This window comes from Longibacter salinarum, assembly GCF_002554795.1.
Classification (GTDB): Bacteria; Bacteroidota; Rhodothermia; order Rhodothermales; family Salinibacteraceae; genus Longibacter; species Longibacter salinarum.
Genome location: NZ_PDEQ01000004.1, coordinates 238,062 through 260,094 on the forward strand (window position 1 = coordinate 238,062; position 22,033 = coordinate 260,094).

Sequence of the window (22,033 nt, forward strand, 5' to 3'; positions counted from 1 at the left end):
CGTCGCCGTCATCATCGAGACAGTGCCGTCAATTCAACGGAGCTATAGATCTGCACTGTACATCTTTGAGATTTTCAGTGTCGTCGTCTTTACGATAGAATACGCGGTGCGAGTGTGGTCGTGCACGGAAAGCCCCGCCTACGACCGCCTCGTTCGCGGGCGCCTTCGGTTTATGCGAACCCCACTCGCTGTTATCGATGTCCTCGCCGTCGCCCCGTTCTACCTTCCACTCATCGGCATCTCGCTCGTTGGGGACCTTCGTGTCCTCCGCGCCCTGCGCCTGCTCCGGATTGTCTGCGTAGCGACACTCGGTCGCTACTTGCCAGCGTTCCTTTCACTGACGCGCGTCGTCAAACGGAACAAAGAGGAGTCGTGTTGAGCATTTCGGTTTTGGCGATTTTGCTCGTGATTGCCGCATCGCTCATGTTCTACGCGGAGCACGAGGCCCAACCGGACGTCTTCTCTTCCATCCCGGCAACCATGTGGTGGGCGGTGGCGACCCTTACAACCGTCGGATATGGGGATGTCTATCCCGTGACGGTCGTCGGAAAAATTTTAGCCTCGATTGTAGCGATTCTCGGTATCGGGCTGTTCGCTCTCCCTGCCGGAATCCTTGCCTCTGGACTACAGGAGGAGTGGTCTGACATGACCCGTAGTGAGCAACGCACAACGTCGACCGCGCTATCTAGCTCGCAGCATGGAGAGAACCGATCGTCCTCTCGAAATGATGTGTGTCCGCACTGCGGTCTACCCCTCGATCAATCGGTGGCCGAAGGATAGGATACGATCTGCGCAGCGTTGATTGCTAGCTGGCCCCGTCCATCCGAGCCATCCCCTCGGTCCTCAAGAGGCCATTCGGACTCGCTCGAGTAGGCCGTAAGGATGCTTTTTGCCACATCCTCGGGTGACGTGCCCTGAGCCTCCCACCCGGTCCAGCGATCGCGGACCACGACAATGGTCTCGCGCTCAATCCGGCCCGTCTCTTGGACCTGAGGGGCAGCTTTTCCCCGCGACACGCGCCGAATGCGTTCTTCCGTCGTAACCAACCATCGGTTTTGCGACACGTCTGACTGCGTTTCACGGATCGCGTCCACAATCTGCCACTGGTGATCGGGGCAGCCACGAATCAAGCCGCGGAAGTCAATGGAAGTGCGGATATCAGCTCGACGCATGTTATCGAGAAGCTAAGTCGCAGAGGCGAGGATCGACGGGAAACTGAGGGAGAGAGCACGTCGCACGGTACACACGGCTGTTAATGATGTAATGATCATACCCAACGAACGTGTGCCTCGTCTGAAATACGCGAAGTCTGTGCCGCGATTAAACAAAAATGCTAATTTGCGACTAAGACGAATCCAGCAAACCAGTTCTTGTCAGGTCCACCCGCTCGCGTCCTCTTTCTTTCTCACGTCGATCCGTTCCACCGCTCTCGGCACAACTCGGTGCCCTGCTTTACATCACAGGGTGAATTCGTCTGCTGACTCATTCGAAAGGTGACGCGTCTCAAAATGCGACATGGATAGCGACAGACGGCTGAAACCCTAAATCGTAGGTATCAAGAATAGCGTAGCTCGACTCCAGACGCGTTGCGCGGCCTCCCGGACGAGTCCAGAATAGGGCCGGCGTTCGGTACCACGGATTATTCGCGTCTAACAGATTGTACACAGCGCCCCGAACCCGGACGTTGACACTTCCCACTGCCCGCTCGTACTGAACCGTAGCGTCCATTCGTACCGTTTCCCCGATTCGCTTTGGCTCCTGATCGACAATGCGAGCGTAGTCACTTGGCGTACCCGTCGCATACGTACCCGTCAGCGCGGCCGACCATCCATCCATGGAGAGGTCGATTCTGGACGTCAGTTGATGACGTCGATCCCACGGTGCAGGCTGCGCCTCTCGTCCTAGCCGATCGATGTCAACGCGCGACCACGTGTAGCCAGCCGCAACCGAGACCGGTCCGAGACGCTGTCGTGCAAGTACCTCCAGCCCGCGAGCTCTGGATGTGTTTTTTACCGTCCACGGTGCAAACAGCACCGTTTGATCCCCTGGGCGAAGGCGTGCAATCGTTTCGTGGATCCGTACATTTTCGTGCGCCTTAATGTACGCCTCGACCTGAATCGCAGGACCGGCCGATGGTGAGATGTACATGCCTGTCGAAAGATGGTCTACCCGGCCCGGAGGTTGCCCCTTCGTACTGGGCACCCAGATGGCACTACTGGTTTCTCCAACAATGTCGATTCGATGGAGAAATTGATGGCTCCGTGTGTACCCCGCACCGAAGGAAACTGTCCGTTCCGGAAAGACGCGCACCTGCATTCGGGGAGAGATGCGCACGATATTGCCCAGGGAATACGCGTGTGCCCGCAAGCCCAGCGACACGTGCACCGGCTCTGGCGACGCCTCAAGATGTGCATATAGATCGAGCCGGGTCGCCTGACGACTTAACTCAAACCTGGGGGCGAGCGCACTACTCTCCTCGTACTCTACGTCGTAAAGGTATGCTGCCGCCCCGACGGACGCGATGCCATTATTCGGTAGAGCCAGATCCACACGCGGCTCCACAGTCCACTCGTAGAGCGTGTTTTCATTGGCATACGCATCCAGAAAAAACTGATTCTCTCCGTTCGGTCTGCGCCGACTGTAAAAGAAGTCGTCTTTCTGATACCGGCTGAAGTAGCGACTTCCAGCCACCGTCAGGCGTCCGTATGCTCGCTCAGAGAGCGGTTCATCGAGCTGCACGCTCCCGCTCGTATTGCCCCAGCGATCGCTCGTCCGGGTCGTGTCAATCGCAAACCGGCTGGCATCGGACGGATTTCGCACCAGACGAAGCAGTCCCTGGTCCGCATTATCACGTCCAGCATACAGGCTCATCGACACGCGCCGACCGGACGCTCGCTCGTTATGAGCATTGATGTGCACATCGTAAAACGACGCCGATGGATCGAGCGACCGACGCGTTCGCGCCCCAATTTCTCCCAGAGCCTCGGACGGTAACGGCTCTCGAGGACGATCCACATCCAGTCCAATCTCGATCAATCGCTCGTTGTCGAACCACTCCAGCGCGTCGAGTGTCGAACGCCGCGCCGAAACCAGCACACTGCCTCGCCCTTGATCCCATGGCACTTCGACCGTCCCGGACACAGCAGACGTGCTCGCATTCAGCGTCGTCCGGACATCCGTCTGAGAACCCGTTCGCGTGCGAAAGGCCAGCGTCCCCCCCGGCGGTGCTGCATACGTTGCCGGCGCCACGTCGTAGAACAGCGCGACGGTTTGCAGGGCATCGGCGTTGAACGCGTCGTACATCCCGAAAAGGTGGTGGGCATTGTAAACGGGAGCGCCGTCTAGCAACACGCGGAAGCCATCGGGACGCGAGCCTCGAACGACAAGCCCACCGGTAATTGCGCCAGACGTACCGATCGACGGAAGCGGCTGTAGCGCGCGGAGCACATTGGATTCACCCAACGGCGCATATCGCTCGGCACGCACCAGATCCTGCCACGTCGTGTCGAGTCCGGCAACGATGGACTTCGTCTGGACGATGACCTCCGGCGCCTGCGTCTGCCGTGGCGTGAGACGAATGGGGAGTTCGTCCGGCGCCGGTGATAGCGGGATGTGAACGGTCCGCGGCGAATATCCAACGTACGACACGCGGACGACGAGCGTGTCCAAAGATGACCGGTTGTCGCCCAGGCGGATGCGAAACCGGCCGTCTGCGTCCGTTGCCGTTCCCTGACGCCCGTCGTTCCCCCTCCACAGCACGGTCGCCAGCGGCAATCGTGTCCCCGTGCGTCCATCCAAGACGTACCCCTCGACGGAGGTTGCCCGTCTCGTTCGTTCCGACGTTATGATTACTTGCTGCCGGTCATGGTCAATGCGAAGGTTCAGCCCGGCAGACCGGACAGCCTGTGCCAGAGCCTCAACGTTTCCCTCAGCGCTCGCACCGTCGAGATCTACCGTCACCTGATGACCTGCAACGACGGCGTCTCGATACAAAAATCGGTAGGCTGTCGTGGCCTCCAGCGTCTCAATCGCATCGCGGACGGATGTCGTCTGCGCATGAGCAGATTGGACCGTACCGAGGACGCCAAGAAGAATCACCCACGTCCAGAGGCAGAACCATCGGGGATATCCGACCATGAGTCGACTGTAGCAGAAAGAAACGGTAGCAGAAAAAAGGGTAGTAAGCGATGGGCCCGCATCCTGCAAGAGCGGACGAACATTCTTGGCTTGCTACCGCCAACCCACATTGCGGTAGGGACTACGGACGTGAGGCGTCCGATGAAAACTGATATGTTTCGTCTTGTCCGCGATCGAATGAACCTCCGAGGACCGCCGCAAAGTCCGCCAATGTCTGCTCACGACCTTCGAGGATCAACTCCCCAGATATCGTTTCAGCGCGGATCGACTGTGGCAACACGATGTCGACGGCATACTGCTGTTCGAGCTCACGAGCGACGGATTCTGCTGAACGCCGGGTGAAGCTCAGGCGTTGTTCGATCCAGCCCACGAACGAGGCCGGATCTGCCTCCTCGACCGTAATCGAACGACCCGAGATGGCAGCCTGCTGTCCCGGCCGAAGCGTGTCGGCGCGAGACGACGGCACGTGGGAAACGGCAACTGTGCCTTCAGAAAGGTAGACCTGTGGCTCTCGTGTCCACGTCCGGACGGTAAATTCCGTCCCGAGAACGGTTACCCGTGCCTCACCGGCCTGAACCTCAAACGGAATCGTCGAGCGAGACGGGACAGAAAACTGTGCTTCTCCCTCGAGGCGGTACCGATCGGCTCCCGTCACTTCTACGCGATGAAGCGTCGAGTTGGGTCGCAGGCGAATGGTCGAGCCGTCGGCGGTCGTCAGCGTCTGCACCTGCTCTCCGGACTGGGCAACCAGAATCTCGCGCAGCGGATCAGGCTGAAGCACGAACCAGGTGACACCGATCGCTCCGACCACGAGCAGAGCAAATGCCGCCCATTGCACGCGCCCCGGCACGGTTGATCGAGAGCGGCGTGGCGCTCGATCCTCACGAGGCGCGTCGGGGCTCGATGCACGAGATGGTTCCTCCATCTCTCGCTCAATCCCCGCCCAGATCCGCTCCGTCTGCTCTGGACGTGGAGACGGCCGGGCGTCCAGCGTCTCTCGCCGATACTGTAGGAGAGCCTGTGCGAAGGGCGCATCCTGCGAGGAAGCAACCTCCAGATCTGTGACATCAAGATCGCGAAGCCGCATCCGATCGTCATCCAGCAATACGCCGAGACGTCGCGCGAGGAAGCGATCCGATTCAGAGGGGGCAGACATGAGACCGTGCGGTCAGATAAGAACGATGTTCGGGTGGAGCGATGTGCAGCGTGAGGGTTTCGCGACGACGGTGCCAGCCTTTTTGTGGGGCGAAAACGATGCGGCCTCCGAGACAACTGCACGGAACGCGCCGGCCCGGAGATGATCCGACGACGGCGCGTTCCATACAGCAGATCGTGATGTAACGGTTAGACGGGCTCACCGGTCACAGAACTGAATTCGAAGGTCCGACCGTTGAAACGCTCACCTCCTCCTGTAAATGTCACCTCGACCACACCGTTCGAGAATGTCGCCTCGTATTCGACGCTCACGCTGCGGGAGACTTCATCGCCTTCGTCGTTGGCGAGAATCACCTCTGCGTCGTAGGTCCCCGTGATCGTGCCGCTCTGGATGCCGTTTCCGCGCTCGAGGATGACATCGGTCGCCTGCGTCGTGACGATCGCCGAACGGGTTCGCGAGCCGCGCCGACCGCTGCGCGAGGCGTCCACGGTGCGACTGCCGGCGCCATTGATGGTTAGACGTCCGGTGCCGGGATTGTCGATCGTCCAGCTAGAAGCAGACTCCCCGGGTGCAGGCAACCCATACTGACTGCTAACGCGCGGACCGTCGAATGACCCGGATCCATCGACAATCGTGTAGCTCAGAGAAGCCGCGTCGTTGCCATCAACGGAATAGTTCCTCTGTGGCTGATCGCTAGAATCGAGAAATTGAACCTCAACCGTTCGGCTGAACGACGCATCGGACCGATCGGTCGTTAGAGAGGCAGAAACATCGCATTGCCAGAGCTGCGTAGCGTCACTGTACGAGCAGTCTCGACTAAAAGAACCGGAGAGCGCCTTCTGAGAACTGAGGTTTGACATAAACGACTGGTCGATGCTCACGAAGTCGGCCGTCGTGCCACCTGCATCCTCTGCAAGAGTCACGGCAATCATCTCGGCGGTTTCATCCGCCGTCACCGTTGGGGCATCGGTGGAGGGACCGGCACTATCACAGCCAGTGAGTATGAGAAAGAGAACGACAGAAGCAACGAGCGCGGGGTGAAGTACCGACCGAAAGGAGATCATGGGAGATCAAATGGTGTTTGGATGGATGAATCGGGACGACCGGTAGCAAGCGCGCCACCGCATCGTCGTTCACCCCGCATACACGAGCGACCCGGGACTCCCCCTAACCACTCATGTTATCGTAATGTTAAGAGTCAAAATGTCGTCCAGCGCACGAGCGCGTCCCGTGAATTGGCCCTGCTCCGCCCCTCGCCACGCACTCCCATTCACAGTTAGCATCTCGCATTACACACTTCGCACTTCGTATTTCACACTTCCCCACCTTCACATCTCGAATCCGTCGAGCGCCTCGCGCAGGTCTCGCAGCGCGTGTGAGACGTGATTCTCGATCGTCTTCCGCGTCACGTCCAGGGCCTCAGCCGCTTCCCGGTAACTCAGGCCTTCAAGAAAGCAGAGGCGGAAGGCAGCACGACGGCGTTCCGGTAGCGTCTCGATCGCCGCGTCCACGGTTTCCCGTAGCAGCGAAACTTGCGTTTCGGCCTCCGGCGAACGCGTAGAGCTGTCAGGCTGAAGGTCCAGGTCCACGTCTGGTGTCTCGTCCCGGTCCCGGAAAAAGTTGAGTGTCCGCGTGTAGCCGATGCGGAACAGGTAGGACCGAAGCGAACGGTCTGGATCAATCTTGCTGCGATGGGTCCAAACGTACACGAACGCATTCTGGACGATATCCGCCGCATCGCTCTCGGGTACGCCGCGACTGCAGATGTAGCCAAACAGACGTCCGTGGTGTCGGTCGAAAAACGCCCGAAAGGCCTCTTGATCTCCCTCGCGGATCTGGCGAGCCAGCTCTTGCGCTTCCGGTCCATCACGAAGTGCGAGACCGAGAAGGACGAGACCGAGAGCCGTCGTTGGCGACATACGTAGGGTTCAAACGCGAGGAATAGGGCGACCGAACGGTTAGGTGTCCGGCAGAGGGGAGCTTACGCCGACTCCAACCAGCGATCTACAGCGCCTTCGATAGAAAACGTGTCGTCGGGATCGAAGGAAAACTCGCGATGGACCCAATCGCCACTTCCGTCGCCGACCGGCTCGTACATGTTGCGAAATTCGTCGGCTCTGTCGATGATGCTCCGAAGAGCATCGGCCGCGCGGTCCACGTCCTCTTTCGTATTGTAGAGGCCAAACGAGATGCGCACCATGCCCGGCTGCTCACGCGGCGGCGCGCCATCTCCTGCCGCAGCATCCTCCGGGCCGCATGTATCGGTACAGTCCGCCGGCGCCACACCGCGCTCGTCGCTGATGCCAAGCAATTGTCGCACAAACGGCTGTGCACAGAAGCACTCGTTGCGGACGGCGATGCCGTAGTAGTCGTTGAGAATCGCCGTGACGAGTCCGTGCGGAAGGCCCTCCAGGTTGAACGTGACGACGCCGATGCGCTCCGCCACCTCGAGCCGATGCGAGCCGTAGATATGCAGGCCTTCAATCGCCTCGAATTTCGTCAACGCATATTGCGTGAGTTCGCGCTCGTCCTCGGCCACGAGGTCCATCCCGATCCGTCCGAGGAGGTACAGCGTCGCAGCCAGCAAGAAGGCACCGGGCAAGTTTGGCGTTCCGGTTTCCTCTCGTTCCGGTAGGTCATCCGTGACGACGTAGCGCTCCGTATCGACGAACTCCACGATGCCTCCGCCCACCTCCTGAGGCTCAAGTCCAGCAAACAGATCCTTCCGCGCGACAATAACGCCCGGACTTCCCGGCGCGTAAATCTTGTGTCCGCTCATGCAGAGCACGTCGATCCGTTCTTCAGGATCGTTGCCCTGCATCGAGAGCGGGACGTGAGCGGCCGACTGCGCGGCGTCCACCACGCAGAGCGCGCCGACAGCGTGCGCCATTCGAGCGATGTTGTGAATCGGATTCACGATCCCGGTCACGTTCGACGCAGCAGTTACCGCGACGTAGTTCAGCCGATCCGCGTGGGCATCGATGGCCTCCTGCAGGGCGTCCATGTCGACGCGGCCCGCCTCCCCATTGGTGTCGTGCTCCAGCGGCACGTGAACGACCTCGCCCGCGTGCTTTCGGTGCGGTAGGTCGTTTGCGTGATGCTCCATCATCGTCGTGATCACCACGTCGCGATCCGGACGCTGTTCGGTCAGTACGCGCGCCATGCGGTTCAACCCACCGGTGACACCGTTCCCGCAGAAAATGACCGTGTCATCGTCGTCCGCCCCGACGAAATCAGCCACGATGTCATGACTTCGGTGGTAAACCTCCGTCATAATTCGCGCACCGAAGTGAAGCTGCGAATGCGTATTCGCGTAGTGGGCCATCGCCTGCTGCACGATGTCCTCGGCGACCGACAGCCGCAGATTCGACGCGGCGCTGTCGAGATACGTGCGTTTCGATGTCGAGCCATCCGCCAATGGGTAGGTCGTGTTGAGCCCGGAAAAGGCCGTACGGAGAGCCTCCAGACGGCGGTGGCGCTCGGCCAGTGTCCCGAGCGGGTCGATGTGCGTTCGGACCGTGGAATCCATATCGAAAAAGGGAACCGGTGCGAGAAAACGGTGAGTCAACGGGCTTCACGTTCTGCCGGGAGCGGGTGCCTGCACTACAGATTACAGCACATCCTGTCGCAACAGGTACGAACTTCGCGAATCAGAGAGCAGGGCATGCGCCGGGAATCTCGTTGAATTGTGACGAATAACGTACGAGAGAGCGCCGAAAGAAGCATCCGCACATCAAGCAATTTGCATCAAGGTCGTGCGAGTCTGAGTATGACCGACGCGCGTGCTCGGATCGCGGGGACGCGCACATCTGTCCTGCAATTCCACTCGTCGACTCTCATGCGTACGGATTCGCTATCTGAGATCCTCCGTTCTCTGCACATTCCCTGCTGCTCGCCGGGTACACGGATGCACGTGCAAATGGCCTGGCTTATACTCATCGTAGCTGCCTCCGCCCTTCCCGCGACGGGACAAACCCTTTTTACGCGTCCGTACCTGCCGTCCACCCTATCGGTTGAGGCGGTGCGTCCGGCGTACGAAAATGGTCAACTCAGTTCAACAACCGGCGCTCTGTTTTTCACGGGCTCGTATACGCTCGACAAAAACATCGAACTCATTGGGGAGCTTCCGGTCGCGCACGCAGACGGCGAAACCATCTCGTCCACTACCGCGCTGGGAAACCCGTTGCTCGGCCTCGGACTCAGCAGTACCCGGATTCCCTTTCTGGTTGAGATCGGCGTCCGTTTTCCGGTATCGAGCGGTGATGTCGCGACGCAGCTCGCGCAAGCTGCCGATTACGGGCGAGGGGCAGCTTTTCTGGAGAAGGAGAAGCAGGCGTACCTCCTAGCAAACACGCGCTTTATGCTCGGGCGCAAGACCTCCATACGGCTTCGAAGTGGATTGGCGTTTGGCATCTTCGAAGAGGCGGATACGTCAGGTACCGACGTCACCCAACGCGATCTGCGACTCCGATATGCCGTGCAGGTCTGGCGAGAGGGCGACAGGCTCATCACGGGCGCCTCGTTCACCGGCCGCGGAATCACTACTGCCCCCGGCAGCTATAGCGACAAAAGCCGTCATCACTTCGCGTTTTCCGCCCTGCTTGACTTCGAGCGCATCGCTCCGGGCATTACCATCGGGATTCCGCTAAATGCTGAAGATCGAGAATTGGCTTCATTCATCTTCGGGGCCAGCCTGGATTTACGGCTCTGGTAAGAACAGAGTGTCGGTCTAACGCCGAACAAAAATAAAAAAGTATGGTATCAATTATGTAAGTTTACATTTTAATACATACATTTATAGCCGTGTCTATCTGATCGTCTCTCATTTAGCTATCTCATCTTGACATGAGATCTCTTCAGACCGGCTTCCTCTCCCTTCTGTTCGTTCTTCTCATCTCTGGGTCCACCGCGGCCCAGCCTGTCACGCAAGCACCCGCGCGGTCGGGCGATTATGTCGCCGTCGACTGGAATAAGCCCGTATTTAGCGTGCCGACGGTTTTCGAATCCTTGTCTTCCGCCGCTTTTGTATCCGGACGAGTAAGCATCAATAAGACCGTCCGACTCGTCGCTGATCTTCCTTTTGGATACGGCGCTATTGATGCAAACTATGTTTCTTCGGATCAATACATATCGGACGTGGGACTCGGCAATCCGTACATCGGCATCGAATACGCAAGCGGACATCATTTCCTGCTTGAATCTGGTGTTCGACTGCCGATCAACACTGTCGACAAAGCCCCTCTAGCCTCGGTGATCGGCCAAATTGCCGTCACGAATCGAGTGATGGCTTTCGTTCCGGACTACCTGACGATGTATGCCGTCGGCAATTACGTGCACACGCTCGAGGATTCACCCATTGAGTTTCGACTTCGAGGAGGTCCGGCCTTTGCCCTCTTCACCGGCGACGCCAGCGGGAGCAACGAGATGCTTGCCATCATCGACCTGGGAGGCTGGTACGTCGGAGAAACGTACGAACTCGGTGTTGGATATTCGTCACGCGTCGTCCTTGGAGAAGATGCCCAGTCCGAACTCGGGGTCTCCGGGTTCGCACGCGTGAAGGGCGTGTATCCGGGTCTTACCCTCGGTGTACCGGTAGGCGACGGCCTCCGTGACAGCGTGAGCTTTATTCTAGGCGCCACCATCCGTGTGCCGATCAACTAACTGAGATCGGTCGCTCTCACGAAATAGTGAGTGACTTGGGAGTACTTCAATAAGCGGCTCGCTGGCCGACGCCTCTCAGACCGAGCTTGGCGCATCTACCGTCGCAACGTTCGGCAGTTTCTCGCCAGGCGTCATCTTCGTCGTCCTCGCAGATGCAGGTCGGGATGAGCGGTCGGGTCCCGCGGGATTAAATCGGTCCGTTCGCGTCCGTGCCCCCTCCAGGCAAACGACAAACGGCTCGGTGTCCGCGAAAACTGGACACTGAGCCGCTTTTTTGCCTACGAACTTGATCCCACATTTCTATCGTAGCGAGATCGATATCACGCGCTACGCCTCAACTCCCTCTGGCTCTTGCTCCGGCTCCTGTTCCCCGTCCTCATCGAGCACGATCTGCTTCCGGAGGCGCGCTACCGGGATGCTCAAATGCTTGCGGTACTTCGACACCGTACGGCGAGCGATTTTGAAACCTTTCTCTTCCAGCTTGTCGGCGAGCTTCTGGTCGGAGTATGGGGACGTCTTGTCCTCCGCGTCGACAATTTGCTGTAGCACCGCCTTCACCTCCTTGTTCGACACCTCATCTCCGTCAACCGTCTCCAGACCTTCCGAGAAAAAGTACTTGAGTTCGTAGACTCCGAACTCCGACTGCACGTACTTGCCGTTCACGACACGGCTGACGGTCGAAATGTCCATGTCGATGATCTCCGCAATGTCCTGCAGAATCATCGGCTTCAGGTTGCCCTCGCCATACCTGAAGAAGTCCTCTTGCAGTTGGACAATGGCATCCATCACCAGCGTCATCGTGTGCCGGCGCTGGTTAATCGAATTGATGAACCAACGAGCGGAGTCGAACTTGTTCTTCAGAAACTGCTTCGTCTCCTTGTCGATGTCTTTTTTGTTGCCGCTGGCCTTCGCCTTCTTCTTTTTCTTCTTCTCCCGCTTCTTCTGAGCCCGAAGCTTCTCCAGCATCTTGCGGTAATGACGCGAGATGTGAAGGTCGGGCGCGTTTCGGCCGTTCAGGGTGATGATGAACTCTCCATCCACGTACCGAACCGTAAAATCCGGCGTAATGTAGTTGGTCTCCTCGGAAAACTGTCCCTCGCCCGGCTTCGGATCGAGACGTTGCTGTATCAGATCGAACGCTGTTTTGAGTTCACGATCGTCTACTCCGAGACGCTTCTTCAGCTTGCCGAAGTGCTTCATCGTGAATGCCTTGTAGTGATCCTCCAGCATTTCGATCGCCGTGTTGCGACCATCCACATCGTCCGGCATCCGATAGAGCTGTAGCAGGAGGCACTCTTGAAGGTCGCGCGCGGCAATGCCCGCCGGATCCATCGATTGCACCTGGAGGAGCACCTCTTCGACATCCTCAACCTCCAGCTCAATGCCCTGATTGAACAGGATGTCATCGATGATCGACTCTGGGTCACGGCGGAGATAGCCATCTTCATCAATCGATCCGATGATCTGCTCCGCGACCATTTCATCGGTCTCGGACATGTTCAGGAAGCTCATCTGATTCTTGAGCTGTTCGGCCAGGGTCGTGCTGGACCGCATCGGCCGCTCCCGGTCGTCATCGTCCTCGCTGTAGTTCGGATTGGCCTTGTAGCCGTAGAGGTCGTCACTACTGTTGAGAAGATCCTCGACGTCGAACTCGTCCTCGTCCTCCGTCTCAAGTTCATTCTCCATCTCTGCCTCCGTGGCATCGATCTGCTCCTCCTCCCGCTTTTCCTCCTCGTCGAGGCCCTCCTCCAGCAGCGGGTTCTCCTCCAGCTCCTCCTTGATTCGCATTTCTAAATCAAGGGTGTTGAGCTGCAGCAGCTTGATGTACTGAATCTGCTGCGGCGAAAGCTTTTGTTGAAGCTCTTGTTTCTGATGGAGTTCAAGCATGGAGCTGTGGCGACCTGGTGCATCCGAGTAGAAAGGAAGACCGTGAAGCAACGAAACGAAGCAAATGCGCGAGGAGGCACTCCCGCATCTCGTTCTCATTTCGCCGGTCTATAAGCGTGGGAAACTGCTTGCCCACAATATCTATTCCGCTTGCCCGTTTCTTAACGCAAGCCTCGCATCAAGGTTTGCATAATCCATCGAGTTCTCCGTAATCCCTGTGTGAAGGGCCTATGGGTCCTCATCCGATGGAATACTTGAGCGTGGAAACGAAAGGAAAAACAGGCAGCCGGCTGCACGATCCGGCGCCGCGTCGATCCTTGTGTCGCACGGCCCGGCTCCCAGACCGAAACCCTTCGACGCTGACAGGCTTGAACCACTCCCGCATCGTGTCGACCTCCTGACTGCGCCGTTTATGGATTCTGCTCGCTCCGCCCCTCTCCGTCCCGATGCAAATGCGACGGACACCGACATCGAAACTCAACTTCGCCCGCAGTCCCTGGACGAGTTTGTCGGCCAGGAAAAGATCAAGGAGAACCTGCGGATCTTTATGACGGCGGCGCTCCAGCGAAGTGAAGCGCTGGATCATGTGCTGCTGTCCGGTCCACCTGGCCTCGGCAAAACCACTCTGGCCTACATTGTGGCCAACGAAATGGCTGCCCGCATCCGGACGACAAGTGGCCCGGTGCTCGAAAAGCCTGCTGACATTGCGGGGGTCCTAACGAACATGGAGGAGGGAGATGTTCTCTTCATTGACGAGATTCATCGGCTGAGCTCCGTGGTGGAAGAGTACCTTTACTCCGCGATGGAGGACTATCGAATCGACATTGTCATCGACGCGGGACCGAACGCGAGGACTGTTCAGATCGATTTGCCTCCGTTTACGCTTATCGGAGCGACCACCCGAAAGGGCCTGCTCACGGCTCCCCTCCGCGCACGATTCGGAATTGATTTCCGATACGATTACTACACGGCGGATCTCCTCCGACAAATCACGCTTCGCTCCGCTCGTATCCTTCAGGTTGATGCGACTGAGGATGGCGCCTACGAGATTGCTCGTCGCTCTCGCGGTACGCCGCGTATTGCCAACCGACTCCTGCGACGCACGCGAGACTTTGCTGAAGTGGAAGGCGACGGACAGATCACAAAGGCCATCGCAGACCGAGCGCTGAATGCGCTGGATGTCGATGAAGAAGGACTCGATGACATGGATACGCGGATCCTTCTGACCCTGATCGAAAATTTTGGTGGCGGCCCGACCGGATTGAAAAATCTCGCCGTGTCCGTCGGCGAGGACTCCGGCACGATCGAGGAGGTCTACGAACCCTATTTGATTCAGGAGGGATTTCTTGAACGGACACCACGCGGGCGAATCGCACTGCCGCGTGCCTACCGTCACTTCGATCGAACACCGCCAAAAGGACGCGGGCCCTCGCTCTTTGAGGAGGATGAGCAAGGACGCGGTGATCTGTAGTCGAGACCTACCGAAAACCTAACAGGCCGGTTACACGCGTGAACCTGTCGGTATGTCTTCGTGAGCGTGGGATACGAACCTTCACTCGTGCATGTCACGACCTAAGTTCTGACTGCCCCGCTCCTCCTACTGCCCCATGACCGACCTCTCTCGCTTCGGCATCGTCTTCATCCGCTCGATCCCGGACAGTCCCCGCATGCTCGTCTACACGGACTTCGACGGCCCCATCCCTCCCATCATCGGCTACTGGGTGATGAACTAGGCACCCGCTCCGGGACCTTCTGGATTGAAGGCATCGGCTCGTCCGTCCCGGCTCACCTCCCCTATCACCGCATCTCACTACCTTTTTGCGTGTTAACGTGTTAATGTATTAGAACCTGTTTGGCGGACAGCCTTCGGCGATCCAGACGTGCGGACCTCCCGATGGTCGGTCCTCGCGACACAAGTAACATGAGACTGGGTTCATCTCAGACCCCGTGTTTACTCCGACATTGCGTAAGAATAATCGTCAGGCCGCCGATCGACCTGGACCGCCGAGGTTACTTTTCGCAATCCATCCGCCAAACAGGTTATTAACGTATCAACCGCTACGGTGCTAGTGACGCCGGCAGAAAGACGACGTAGGAGCCCGGCGACTTCATGCGTCCCGCGACGTCGGCTGCTCGCTCTCCCGCCCCCCAGAACACGTCGCCGCGTACAGCACCGCGAATGGCCCCGCCGGTATCCTGCGCGATCATAAGCCGTCGCAGGCGAGCCACGGGCGTCCCGTCGATTGTATCTGCTGGAGTGGCTCCCGCGCTCAGTTCGTCCTCCGTCAACGGGCGATACGACGACAACCAGAGCGGCGCGCCATATGGCAGGAATCGTGAGTCAACAGCGAGAGAATGACCGGCCGTCAGCGGAACGCCCTGGGCACCGATCGGGCCCTCCCGTGCGTCGAGATCTGTCCGCTCCTGGAAAAAGACGTACGACCGATTGCGATTCATCAGGTCCTCCGCGCGCTCCGGATGATCGGCCATCCACTGGCGAATCGCCTGCATCGACATGTCCTCCCGCGCGACCTCACCCATCTGAATTAGATCGCGCCCGATCGCACGGTACGGCTGACCGTTCGCTGCTGCGTACCCAACCCGGATCAAGCTGGAATCGGGCAGGATGACGCGCCCCGAGCCCTGGATCTGAAGAAAAAACTTATCCACCCGGCTGTCGACGTAGACGATCTCAAGACCGCGCCCCTCGAGAATCCCTTCCTCAATTTTCTCCCGTTCGTAGTACGGCACCAGGCGATTCCCTTCGACCCGGCCAAAGAGCCGCTCACCGTCAAGGGAAGAACGGAAATCGCCAAGATGGATCCGGATGAGGTCTGTTGGAGGCCTGTGCAGCGGCTCGGAGAACACGCTCGATTTTGTCCGCGCGCCTCGTAATTGCGGTTCGTAGTATCCGGTAAACAACCCGTCCCGGTCCTTTCCCATTGCCACATGGTACGGCCGAAACGACCGACTGAAGAATCGCTGCGCCTCGGCGTTGGATGTGTCCGGGAGACTGAGGGCCTTCTCGCATACGGGCATCCAGTCCTCGGTTGTACCAAAGACCGGCCGGTCGGGCACCATCCGAGCATCGGAGGGACGATCTCGAAGCGCGTCACAAGAGCGCTGAAAGGCTTGCAACGCTCTGGCAGCGCCCGTCGGACGCCACCCATCAAGCTGGCGAGGCTCAATCGGCTGAAGGCTGAAGGTTGCCTCTGCCTCTCGTTGCGCTTCATCCGACGAAGAGCAGCCGATGACAGACAGCACCGTGATAAGACAGAGTCCGAGGCAGAAGCGGGAGTACACAGAAGGTGGGGGCTACGGGGTTAGAAGCAAACAAAATGTGGGCTGACGCGGAGGGTCGCCCCTCGCACTCATTCGAGCGTACAGGGGCAGGCCAACGGGTCCCATCAATCTGTAATCACCGATAGAGCGTGACGCACAATCATGACCGGCTCTCCGAATCGAGTAATCGGGAGAACATCGGGCGCCTACGGCATGCTGTCATCAACTAGCATCGTCGCTATCTCGATTCGGCAACGAGTCTTGAACAGCCCGTCGCTCAACGATCAGACGGGCGGTCGACTCGTTCGTCGCGATGGGCACATTGTGGACGTTACACGCCCGGAGAAGCGTCTGAATGTCCGGTTCGTGCGGGTGCTTGCCCAGCGGGTCGATGAAGAACACAACGGCGTAGACATTTCCCTCGACGATGCGAGACGCAATCTGGACATCTCCGCCAAGTGGACCGGAGTGGTAGCGCACGACGTCGAGATCAAGTTCATCAATGAGCATCTGCCCGGTGGTTCCGGTGGCCACGAGCTGGAATTGACGAAGCAGGTCCGCGTGCTTGTGAGCAAATGAAATCAGATCAGCCTTTTTGCCGTCATGAGCAATCAAGGCGAGAACAGGAGCTTCGGGCATGGATCGAGCCAGGTGGCGAGAAGCATTGTGAGTGTCAGCGTTCCCATTTACATCTTCGAACAGGAACGTAGCCGGCCTTTACTATGGGACGTTCGCAGTCAGCCCCGACCCGGCCAACCCGTAACGCGTATGTCTTTCTGGAACTGCGGAAAACATACGGGTTATCATCGTATCGAATCAACTCCAGTCTGCTCTGTCCGTACCTCCTTCCTATGCCGTACGTCGTCACCGAACCCTGCATTAACTGCAAGTACACAGATTGTGTCGAGGTATGCCCCGTAGATTGCTTCTATGAAGGGCCTAACTTTCTCACGATCCAGCCCGACGAGTGCATCGACTGCAACGCCTGCGTGCCCGTCTGCCCGGTCGAAGCCATCTATCCGGATGACGAACTCCCGGAGGAGTACCAGCACTATACGGAATGGAACGAGTATCTCGCCAATCAATGGCGCGAACTCGGGTACAACATCACGGAGAAGTCCGATCCGATGCCAGACGCCGAGGAGTGGGAAACGAAAGAGAAGTCGGAGGAAGACATTCTGACCTGGGACGTGTGATGCGCCGCTCCCACGCCGATGCTCGTCTCGAACGCCGCTCCAGGTATCCCGTCGGAGCGGCGTTTCCGTTGTCTATGCGCCGCGACCACGCCGCCAGGTTAGGCATGCAGCGGTCCGACGGTCTGCAGCTTTCGTTCGCCTCGAGCGTCGTGGTATAACACATGGTTCCCGTCGCGCAGGATCATTCCTGCGCCCGCTAGCTACTATTTCCCGGCCCTTTTCGCCACCTACCTCTGCGCTTAATTATGCCCGATTCCTCCCCTGCCATCGACGCGTCCCAGGTTTCCTGGACGCCTGTCGCGGACCTCGACACGTCGACTCGCGCGGCGTTTATCTGGCAGACCTATCTCCACGTGGCCGCTGCCATCATCGGCTTCGCCCTACTGGAGGTCTTTCTGTTTTCCTCCGGCCTTGCCGAACCGATCGCGCAGGCCATGTTGAGCGTGAACTGGCTCATCCCCCTGGGCGCATTTATGGTCGTCGGCTGGCTCGCGACGCGCACGGCCCACCGAACGGAATCCATCTCGAAGCAATACCTCGCTCTCGCGGGCTTCGTCGTGGCGGAGGCCATTCTCTTCGTGCCCTTGCTCGTCATGGCTCATTATACAGCAGGCGGGGGCGTCATCGAAAGTGCAGCCTGGGTGACGCTGCTCGGCTTCGCGGGCCTTACGGGCATCGCCTTTTACACACGCAAAGATTTCAGCTTCCTCCGCGGAGTGATGATCTGGGGTGGGTTCGCGGCCCTCGGCCTAATCGTTGCCGGATCGATCTTTGGCTTTCAACTCGGAACGTTTTTCTCGATCGGCATGGTCGCCCTCGCCGGCGCCTCCATTCTGTATGACACGTCGAACGTGATCCACCACTTTCCGAAAGATCGCTACGTCGCGGCGGCGCTTCAGCTGTTCGCCTCCGTCGCCATGATGTTCTGGTACATCCTGAGCTTGATGTCGAGCGAATGACAAGAGCATTTATGATCACGCGGCTGTGAGGGGCAAAACAACGCCGTCTCCACAAACCGATGCTTGATGCGCGCCCTGCCGGCCACTGCGTCGGGAGGGCGTTTTTGTGGACGGGCGCACGCGACCAAATATCGTCTCGGGCTCCCAGCATGCAACTGTTGACGACAGCCTTCTGTATGAGCCGTCCCTTATGATTTCTCCGACCACTCTGATCACCATGCGCATCACGAACCCCTTTCTTCTTCTGGTTTCCCTGCTCACCGGACTGCTTGTTCTCTCAGGCTGTGAAACGCGAAGCGAACTGACGATCAGCGGTCCCCCTCAAAATACACCGACGACCGTAACGATCACCGTCGACAACCGGAGTAATGATGCATGGGTCGTCGTTGACGTGCAGGGAGGTACGGACGTAACGGATGGATCGACCGACAACCCTACGCTTCGCTTCAAGAAAGACGTTCGGTATGTCATCAATAACATGGGCGGAGAAAACAACCATCCAATCGCGCTCAAAGACGCGGACGGCTCCATCCTCCTTCGTCAAGACACCGGCGGCGGCTCGCTAAGTGGAGATGAGGATATAAACTTCGTGGCCAACACGGACGGAATCGCCTTCACGTTCACGCGAACGCTGCTGCAAGAAGTAGATGCGTACAATTGCCTGAACCATGCTGCCATGGAAGGCTCCATCGTCGTCGTCGAATAGACGCGACCGTCTGGGATGAGCTAAAAATAAAAAAGCGCCCTGCCGGCCGTAGCCAGCAGGGCGCTTTCTGTGTGTGGTCGGGACAGCGGTGAGGTGCTCGTCCCTTGCATCACAGACTCAACGAGATCAGGTGCCGGCCGAGTAATCGGTGGCGTAGGCAACCTGCTCATCGGTGAGCGAGTCGATCTCGATGCCCATCGTCTCGAGCTTGATGCGCGCGATCTCCTGGTCGAGCGACTCCGGCAGGTCAATCACGTGCGGGCCGAGCGGCTCGCCGGCTTCGTGCTTCTGCACGAGGGCGAGATGGGCCTGGAACTGGTTGGCAAAGCTCATGTCCATGACCTCGCTCGGGTGGCCTTCTGCAGCAGCGAGGTTCACGAGGCGACCATCAGCAAGGATGTAGATCTTCTTGCCGTTCTCCATGGTGTACTCGCGATTGTTGTCGCGGACCTCGCGGGCGTCGACCGACAGCTCGGCGAGTTCCTTGAGGTTCAGCTCCACGTCGTAGTGCCCCGTGTTGGACACGATCGCGCCATCCTTCATCTTGAGGAAGTGGCGTCCGCGGATCACGTCCTTCATGCCGGTCGCGGTCACGAAGATGTCGCCGATCTCAGCGGCCTCATCCATCGTCATCACGCGGTGGCCGTCGAGCGTTGCCTTGAGCGCAGCGGTCGGCTTGACCTCCGTCACGATCACGTTAGCGCCCATGCCTTTCGCTCGCATCGCGACACCACGGCTGCAGTGGCCGTAGCCAGCGACGACGAAGTTCTTTCCGGCGAGCATGACGCTCGAGGCGCGCAGGATGCCGTCGATGGTGGACTGACCCGTGCCGTACACGTTGTCAAAGTCCCACTTGGTCTCGGCATCGTTCACTGCGAACACCGGATACAGCAGCTTGCCGTCGTTGTCCATCGCACGCAGACGGTGGACGCCCGTGGTCGTCTCCTCCGAACCACCGATGATCGTTTCCGCCATCTCCGGGTATTCGGAGTGGACGCGGAAGATCAGGTCGGCGCCATCATCGAGCGTCAGGTGCGGAGCCTTCGGCTGGATGGTCTTGTCGATGCTCCAGTAGAAGTCTTCCGTGCTCTGGCCGTGCCATGCGTAGATCTCGGCCATGCCGTTCTTCGCGAGAGCAGCGGCGACCTCGTCGTTGGTCGAGAGCGGATTGCAACCACTCCACGCCACATCCGCACCACACGCGGCGAGCGTCTCGACCAGCACGGCCGTTTCCTTCGTCACGTGCAGGCATCCTGCGATCTTGTAGCCGTCGAACGGCTTCGTTTTCGAGTACTCCTCGCGCAGTTTCATGAGAACCGGCATCCGGCTCTCGGCCCATTCGATTCGCTTGCGGCCCTTTTCAGCCAGACCAAGGTCCTTGACCTTGTACGCCCCTTCCTTGTGATCCATCGGTGTGCAGATGTGTCATGTACATGTAATTCGGCAGTCCAAGAAAGGCGTACCGGCACGCGCCGCGCAATGCTCCCCGTTAGGCGAGAATTCAAGTCAAACCGAACAACATCGTACCTCTCTCCCCGACCGGTCGCCCCAAAAAGCCCTATGCATACATAAAACGCCTGCCTCCAGGCCAGAGGCAGGCGTCTGCTAGCAGACATTCTCCGAAGAGAACGCCGCTATAACCGCGAAACGCGGTTGTCGATAAGCTCGACGTTAGTTGCTCCCAAGCTCGATGCTCGTGGCAAGACGCGAGCCGTCGCTGAGGACGATGAAGTCAACCTCGATGATGTCCGACGACGTCAGAGCCTGAAGCGTAGCCGCATCCAGCGTCCCTTCAAACTCCGTGTCACCATCGATCGCGATACTCTGACCCAGAAGGCTGACCGACGTGTCGGTTGCACCCTCGACGTACCCTTCGAGACTGAAGGTGAACTCGTCCGAGCTCAACGCTTCAACTTCAGCGGCGCGGTAGGTACCGTCGTCTTCCTTCACAGCCTCTACGCTCGCGTAGTTGTACGAGGACAGGCCGTCGATGGCAGACACACCGTCAAAGTCGGTGCTGTCCGTCGTCGTAAAGGGAATTCCCTCGACGGTCAGCGTCGGGCCACTCGTATCGACGTTGTCGATGCGACCGGTGGCTTCGATTTCAGCCAACTCCAGGTCGGCATCCGTAAACTCGATGGCTTCAGCCTTGACAACCGGCTTCAGGATATACCCGCCATTTCCGAGTTCAACAACAGACTGGCTGGCGTCGAAGTCGAGCGTGAGGTCGACGATATCGCCTTCCTCATCAATCTCAAACTCCGGAATCTGAATCTTGTAGCCGCTCTGCTGAGCACTCGGCGTCTTCAGGTTTTCGGTGCTGCCGTCGTTGAAGACGAGCGTATTATTATTCGTCAGCACGAGACGCATCTGCGAATAATCACCGGCCGGAATGGCGGCGTCCGTCACGAGCGTCGCCGTGGAGTCGGTGAGATCGAGAAGGTTGACAGTAACCGGCTGATCGGGTGCGAAGACAGGTACGATTGCATCATCGCCAGCCTCCACCTCATCGGACTCGCTGTCGCCCTCAAGGTCATCATCGTCGGCATCCTCGCGAACGAGGTTGATGCTCTCGATCGTGACGTTGACCTCGGCCACGCTATCGAGCGGGGCGTCGGTGAGACGGAGGTTCATCTTGCCCTGCACAGCGCCCGAATCGGACGAATCGCAGGCGGTAAAAGTAACGAGGCCCAGGACGAGAACCAGTCCGAGGCTGAAAACAGTGCGCAACGTAGACTTCATAGGGGGATTCGGTCGCTATACAATGCGTCATCGAAACGAGAGCGCTGGCGCAAATCCGGCTGCGTTCGATGCAACCGTCACGTGCAGCGATCTCGGGCCGCTCTCCGGGGTTTCCGGCGAACGCGCACCTCATAGAAGAACGTTAGCGGAGGTGGTTACACGCTGCGCTATCGTTTTGGTAGACCGTAACATAACCACCGCGGAATGGCCTCAGACCCAACGACCTCGGAAAAGAACCCGCTTCAACACCTGTGAATAGCCGTTTTCCGTCCGTTCCCCTCCACCGCTGCACCCACCATTCACGAAG

General features: G+C 58.7%; 20 protein-coding genes. 9 read left to right on the forward strand and 11 right to left on the reverse strand.

The window, feature by feature from the left end:
* The first annotated feature begins 22 nt into the window (after positions 1-22).
* On the forward strand, positions 23-379 hold the full coding sequence (locus CRI94_RS18010; RefSeq protein WP_342751891.1) for an ion transporter: 357 nt from the start codon (positions 23-25) through the stop codon (positions 377-379).
* On the forward strand, positions 376-780 hold the full coding sequence (locus CRI94_RS18015) for a potassium channel family protein (protein ID WP_218919371.1): 405 nt from the start codon (positions 376-378) through the stop codon (positions 778-780). Before CRI94_RS18010 ends, CRI94_RS18015 begins: the two co-directional genes overlap by 4 nt.
* Here CRI94_RS18015 and CRI94_RS09330 read toward each other — a convergent pair.
* From CRI94_RS09330 to CRI94_RS09355, 6 genes are all read right to left on the reverse strand, one after another.
* Entirely contained in the window at positions 759-1,172 is a 414-nt protein-coding gene (locus tag CRI94_RS09330; protein ID WP_098075428.1) for a hypothetical protein, read from the reverse strand. The genes CRI94_RS18015 and CRI94_RS09330 overlap by 22 nt on opposite strands.
* A gap of 331 nt (positions 1,173-1,503) precedes the next feature.
* Complete coding sequence (locus CRI94_RS09335; RefSeq protein ID WP_098075429.1) at positions 1,504-4,137, reverse strand: TonB-dependent receptor; 2,634 nt, start codon at positions 4,135-4,137, stop codon at positions 1,504-1,506.
* Positions 4,138-4,258: 121 nt separating this feature from the next.
* Positions 4,259-5,293 (reverse strand): FecR family protein, encoded by a 1,035-nt coding sequence (locus tag CRI94_RS09340; RefSeq protein ID WP_098075430.1) that lies wholly within the window; start codon positions 5,291-5,293, stop codon positions 4,259-4,261.
* A 188-nt stretch (positions 5,294-5,481) separates the two neighbouring features.
* Positions 5,482-6,357, reverse strand: coding sequence for a hypothetical protein (locus tag CRI94_RS09345; RefSeq protein ID WP_098075431.1), 876 nt, complete (start codon positions 6,355-6,357; stop codon positions 5,482-5,484).
* Positions 6,358-6,621: 264 nt separating this feature from the next.
* On the reverse strand, positions 6,622-7,212 hold the full coding sequence (locus tag CRI94_RS09350; protein ID WP_098075432.1) for an RNA polymerase sigma factor: 591 nt from the start codon (positions 7,210-7,212) through the stop codon (positions 6,622-6,624).
* Positions 7,213-7,274: 62 nt separating this feature from the next.
* Positions 7,275-8,822 (reverse strand): aminotransferase class V-fold PLP-dependent enzyme, encoded by a 1,548-nt coding sequence (locus CRI94_RS09355; protein ID WP_098075433.1) that lies wholly within the window; start codon positions 8,820-8,822, stop codon positions 7,275-7,277.
* Between the two features lie 390 nt (positions 8,823-9,212).
* On the opposite strand from CRI94_RS09355, the gene CRI94_RS09360 reads away from it, so the two are divergent.
* Positions 9,213-10,007, forward strand: a complete 795-nt coding sequence (locus tag CRI94_RS09360; protein ID WP_143815356.1) for a hypothetical protein — start codon at positions 9,213-9,215, stop codon at positions 10,005-10,007.
* 131 nt (positions 10,008-10,138) lie between these two features.
* Positions 10,139-10,954, forward strand: coding sequence for a hypothetical protein (locus tag CRI94_RS09365; RefSeq protein WP_098075435.1), 816 nt, complete (start codon positions 10,139-10,141; stop codon positions 10,952-10,954).
* Positions 10,955-11,281: 327 nt separating this feature from the next.
* On the opposite strand, the gene rpoN is transcribed toward CRI94_RS09365, so the two are convergent.
* Positions 11,282-12,841 carry an RNA polymerase factor sigma-54 gene (rpoN, locus tag CRI94_RS09370; RefSeq protein WP_098075436.1) on the reverse strand — a complete coding sequence of 520 codons (1,560 nt, stop codon included), beginning with the start codon at positions 12,839-12,841 and terminating at the stop codon, positions 11,282-11,284.
* Between the two features lie 412 nt (positions 12,842-13,253).
* Here rpoN and ruvB point away from each other — a divergent pair, with 412 nt between their 5' ends.
* Positions 13,254-14,312 carry a Holliday junction branch migration DNA helicase RuvB gene (gene ruvB, locus CRI94_RS09375; protein WP_098075437.1) on the forward strand — a complete coding sequence of 353 codons (1,059 nt, stop codon included), beginning with the start codon at positions 13,254-13,256 and terminating at the stop codon, positions 14,310-14,312.
* Between the two features lie 136 nt (positions 14,313-14,448).
* A complete protein-coding gene (locus CRI94_RS18020; protein ID WP_281253312.1) occupies positions 14,449-14,574 on the forward strand; it encodes a hypothetical protein in 126 nt (41 codons plus the stop codon).
* Between the two features lie 325 nt (positions 14,575-14,899).
* On the opposite strand, the gene mltA is transcribed toward CRI94_RS18020, so the two are convergent.
* Positions 14,900-16,144 carry a murein transglycosylase A gene (gene mltA / locus CRI94_RS09380; protein WP_098075438.1) on the reverse strand — a complete coding sequence of 415 codons (1,245 nt, stop codon included), beginning with the start codon at positions 16,142-16,144 and terminating at the stop codon, positions 14,900-14,902.
* A gap of 201 nt (positions 16,145-16,345) precedes the next feature.
* On the reverse strand, positions 16,346-16,762 hold the full coding sequence (locus CRI94_RS09385) for a methylglyoxal synthase (RefSeq protein WP_098075439.1): 417 nt from the start codon (positions 16,760-16,762) through the stop codon (positions 16,346-16,348).
* Between the two features lie 212 nt (positions 16,763-16,974).
* Here CRI94_RS09385 and fdxA point away from each other — a divergent pair, with 212 nt between their 5' ends.
* The 3 genes from fdxA (at position 16,975) to CRI94_RS09400 (ending at position 18,984) form a co-directional block, all read left to right on the forward strand.
* Positions 16,975-17,319, forward strand: a complete 345-nt coding sequence (fdxA, locus tag CRI94_RS09390) for a ferredoxin FdxA (RefSeq protein ID WP_098075440.1) — start codon at positions 16,975-16,977, stop codon at positions 17,317-17,319.
* Between the two features lie 245 nt (positions 17,320-17,564).
* Positions 17,565-18,278 carry a Bax inhibitor-1/YccA family protein gene (locus CRI94_RS09395; protein ID WP_098075441.1) on the forward strand — a complete coding sequence of 238 codons (714 nt, stop codon included), beginning with the start codon at positions 17,565-17,567 and terminating at the stop codon, positions 18,276-18,278.
* Between the two features lie 217 nt (positions 18,279-18,495).
* Positions 18,496-18,984 (forward strand): hypothetical protein, encoded by a 489-nt coding sequence (locus tag CRI94_RS09400; protein ID WP_143815357.1) that lies wholly within the window; start codon positions 18,496-18,498, stop codon positions 18,982-18,984.
* Positions 18,985-19,110: 126 nt separating this feature from the next.
* Here CRI94_RS09400 and CRI94_RS09405 read toward each other — a convergent pair whose 3' ends face one another.
* Both CRI94_RS09405 and CRI94_RS09410 read right to left on the reverse strand, forming a co-directional pair.
* Positions 19,111-20,394, reverse strand: a complete 1,284-nt coding sequence (locus tag CRI94_RS09405; RefSeq protein WP_098075443.1) for an adenosylhomocysteinase — start codon at positions 20,392-20,394, stop codon at positions 19,111-19,113.
* Positions 20,395-20,655: 261 nt separating this feature from the next.
* A complete protein-coding gene (locus tag CRI94_RS09410) occupies positions 20,656-21,726 on the reverse strand; it encodes a DUF4382 domain-containing protein (RefSeq protein WP_098075444.1) in 1,071 nt (356 codons plus the stop codon).
* Between the last annotated feature and the right edge of the window lie 307 nt (positions 21,727-22,033).

Bases quoted from the DNA above. Each gene is read 5' to 3' on its own strand.
- CRI94_RS09365 (WP_098075435.1), top strand. From the start codon at position 10,139: ATGAGATCTCTTCAGACCGGCTTCCTCTCCCTTCTGTTCGTTCTTCTC.
- CRI94_RS09345 (WP_098075431.1), bottom strand. From the start codon at position 6,357: ATGATCTCCTTTCGGTCGGTACTTCACCCCGCGCTCGTTGCTTCTGTC.
- CRI94_RS09355 (WP_098075433.1), bottom strand. From the start codon at position 8,822: ATGGATTCCACGGTCCGAACGCACATCGACCCGCTCGGGACACTGGCC.
- CRI94_RS18020 (WP_281253312.1), top strand. From the start codon at position 14,449: ATGACCGACCTCTCTCGCTTCGGCATCGTCTTCATCCGCTCGATCCCG.
- CRI94_RS09335 (WP_098075429.1), bottom strand. From the start codon at position 4,137: ATGGTCGGATATCCCCGATGGTTCTGCCTCTGGACGTGGGTGATTCTT.
- CRI94_RS09360 (WP_143815356.1), top strand. From the start codon at position 9,213: ATGGCCTGGCTTATACTCATCGTAGCTGCCTCCGCCCTTCCCGCGACG.
- CRI94_RS09330 (WP_098075428.1), bottom strand. From the start codon at position 1,172: ATGCGTCGAGCTGATATCCGCACTTCCATTGACTTCCGCGGCTTGATT.
- CRI94_RS09410 (WP_098075444.1), bottom strand. From the start codon at position 21,726: ATGAAGTCTACGTTGCGCACTGTTTTCAGCCTCGGACTGGTTCTCGTC.
- CRI94_RS09405 (WP_098075443.1), bottom strand. From the start codon at position 20,394: ATGGATCACAAGGAAGGGGCGTACAAGGTCAAGGACCTTGGTCTGGCT.
- CRI94_RS09400 (WP_143815357.1), top strand. From the start codon at position 18,496: ATGCGCATCACGAACCCCTTTCTTCTTCTGGTTTCCCTGCTCACCGGA.
- ruvB (WP_098075437.1), top strand. From the start codon at position 13,254: ATGGATTCTGCTCGCTCCGCCCCTCTCCGTCCCGATGCAAATGCGACG.
- CRI94_RS09395 (WP_098075441.1), top strand. From the start codon at position 17,565: ATGCCCGATTCCTCCCCTGCCATCGACGCGTCCCAGGTTTCCTGGACG.
- CRI94_RS09385 (WP_098075439.1), bottom strand. From the start codon at position 16,762: ATGCCCGAAGCTCCTGTTCTCGCCTTGATTGCTCATGACGGCAAAAAG.
- fdxA (WP_098075440.1), top strand. From the start codon at position 16,975: ATGCCGTACGTCGTCACCGAACCCTGCATTAACTGCAAGTACACAGAT.
- CRI94_RS09350 (WP_098075432.1), bottom strand. From the start codon at position 7,212: ATGTCGCCAACGACGGCTCTCGGTCTCGTCCTTCTCGGTCTCGCACTT.
- rpoN (WP_098075436.1), bottom strand. From the start codon at position 12,841: ATGCTTGAACTCCATCAGAAACAAGAGCTTCAACAAAAGCTTTCGCCG.
- CRI94_RS09340 (WP_098075430.1), bottom strand. From the start codon at position 5,293: ATGTCTGCCCCCTCTGAATCGGATCGCTTCCTCGCGCGACGTCTCGGC.